The sequence below is a fragment of the Acidimicrobiales bacterium genome (assembly GCA_036399815.1).
Lineage (GTDB): Bacteria > Actinomycetota > Acidimicrobiia > Acidimicrobiales > DASWMK01 > DASWMK01.
The window spans coordinates 1-1,810 of the sequence record DASWMK010000007.1; the positions used below are offsets into that span (position 1 = coordinate 1).

A 1,810-nucleotide genomic window follows, 5' to 3' on the forward strand; every position below is an offset into this window, starting at 1 on the left:
CGCCCGACGACGGCGCCGGGCCCGGCCGCGGTCACGACCCTGGCCTCGACCCGGGCCCACCTGACGGGCTGGCCGGCGGCGTCCACGACGCTGCCGCGGAGGCCGGTGGCGCCGCCGGGGAGGTCGGCACCGGCCCCTGGCCACAGGGCGACGGTGAACGCCCGCCGCGCGGCGGGCACGTCGGGCACCGCCGGGTCGGCCTCGGCGGCGACGAGCGCGGCCTCGGTCGGCACCGGCAGGCGCAGGCGGCGGGGCACGTGGCGGCGGCGACCGGTGAGGTCGACGACGCGCACGTCGAGCGGGGTCGTCACCCCCCGCCCGTGGCGGACGGCGAACCGGCCGGAGGCGTGGCGCTCGGCCCGCGGGAGCAGCCGGTGGAGGTCGGTGAGGGGCGGGAAGCGGCGCCACGTGCCGAGGGGCCGGGGGACGGCCTCGAGGAGCACGGCGACGCCGGCCGGCGCCGTGGCCCCGGTGTGGGCGTCGACCGGTTGGATGCCGGCGGCGAGGCGGTGGAACCCCTCGTCGTACCGGGTGTCGAGGACGAGGTTCACGGCGCCCCCCTCGCCGTCGCCGTCACCCCGGTGAGCACGGTCCCGACGTCGTCCCCGCCCTGCGCGGCCGCCGTCTCCAGGCGGACGACCCGGGCGATGTAGGGGACGGACACCTTGAACGGCGCGTCGGTGGCGTCGAACAGGGTGGCGACCCCGTCGGACTCGGCGTCGGCGCACACGATCTGGAGCGCCTCGGCCGCCGCCCAGGCCGCCGACGGGTCGAGGCGGGGGCCGAGCAGGATCGGGTTGGCCTCGAGGGTCAGCATCGCCCGCCCGAGGACGAGCAGCTCGTCGTCGCCGTTGTCGCCCCACGGCGTGAGCAGGAAGTGCAGGTCGACGGGGAGGTGGACGCGGCCGTCCACGTGGCCGACGGCCGACCACGCCGACCGGACCGCCCGGTTGAGCCCGACGCGGTACGGCCAGAGCGACACGCCGGGCGGGCGGAGGCCGTCCTGGTTGCCCGCCGGGTTCTTGACGTCCTCGGTGCGCACGACGAAGGCCCTGACCGGCCGGGCGAACCCGTCGTGGCCGAACCCGTCGAAGCCCAGGTCGAGCAGGCGTTGCACGCTGCGGAGGCATCCCACCAGGGCGCCGGCGTCGGCCATCCGCTGCATCGTCGGCGGGCGGCGTCGCGGCGGCGTGACGGCCGCGTGCGCGCCGCCGTCGGCGCCCCCCGGTCAGGCGGGGGCGGCCCCGTCGCCGAGCCCGCCCCTGATCCTCGCCCCGTAGTCCTCGCGCTCGGCGTCGTCCTCGTAGCGCGTCCTCGGCCAGAAGAAGCCCCGCAGCCCGTCCTTGAAGCGCCGGGGCACGACGTGCACGTGGAGGTGGGGCACGCTCTGGCTCACCCGGTTGTTCACGGCCACGAACGACCCGGCGGCGTCGAGGCCCCGCTCCATCGCCACCGACAGCCGCCTGGCCCGCTCGAACAGCGGGCCGACCAGCGGCTCGGGCAGGTCGGCCATCGTCTCGTGGTGGTCGCGGGGCACGACCAGCGTGTGGCCCTTGAACACCGGCCGCCGGTCGAGGAAGGCGAGGGCGACGTCGTCGTCGAGCACGACCGTCGCCGGCTCCGTCCCGGCGAGGATGGCGCAGAACGTGCAGCCGGCCGTCATCCGAGCGAGGCGGCGAGCACGGCCAGCAGGCGGTCGACGTCCTCGACGGTGTTGTAGACGTGCGGCGCCACCCGCACGGCGTCGCCCCGCACGCTCACGTGCACCCGCTCGGCGGCGAGGCGCTCGGCCAGCCGGGCGGGGTCGGTG

General features: G+C 77.6%; 3 protein-coding genes. All 3 read right to left on the reverse strand.

Features of this window, described 5'->3' with window-relative positions; genetic code table 11:
- Nucleotides 1–551: hypothetical protein (locus tag VGB14_00300; GenBank protein HEX9991342.1), on the reverse strand; the 551-nt coding region annotated here is incomplete at its 3' end.
- Nucleotides 548–1,156: a Pvc16 family protein gene (locus tag VGB14_00305; GenBank protein ID HEX9991343.1), complete on the reverse strand. Its 609-nt coding sequence runs from the start codon at nt 1,154–1,156 to the stop codon at nt 548–550. The genes VGB14_00300 and VGB14_00305, both read right to left, overlap by 4 nt.
- Before the next feature lie 72 nt (nt 1,157–1,228).
- On the reverse strand, nt 1,229–1,663 hold the full coding sequence (locus VGB14_00310; GenBank protein HEX9991344.1) for an HIT family protein: 435 nt from the start codon (nt 1,661–1,663) through the stop codon (nt 1,229–1,231).
- Between the last annotated feature and the right edge of the window lie 147 nt (nt 1,664–1,810).

Excerpts from the sequence above, each read along its gene's own strand:
- VGB14_00305 (HEX9991343.1), bottom strand. The coding sequence starts at position 1,156 with ATGGCCGACGCCGGCGCCCTGGTGGGATGCCTCCGCAGCGTGCAACGC.
- VGB14_00310 (HEX9991344.1), bottom strand. The coding sequence starts at position 1,663 with ATGACGGCCGGCTGCACGTTCTGCGCCATCCTCGCCGGGACGGAGCCG.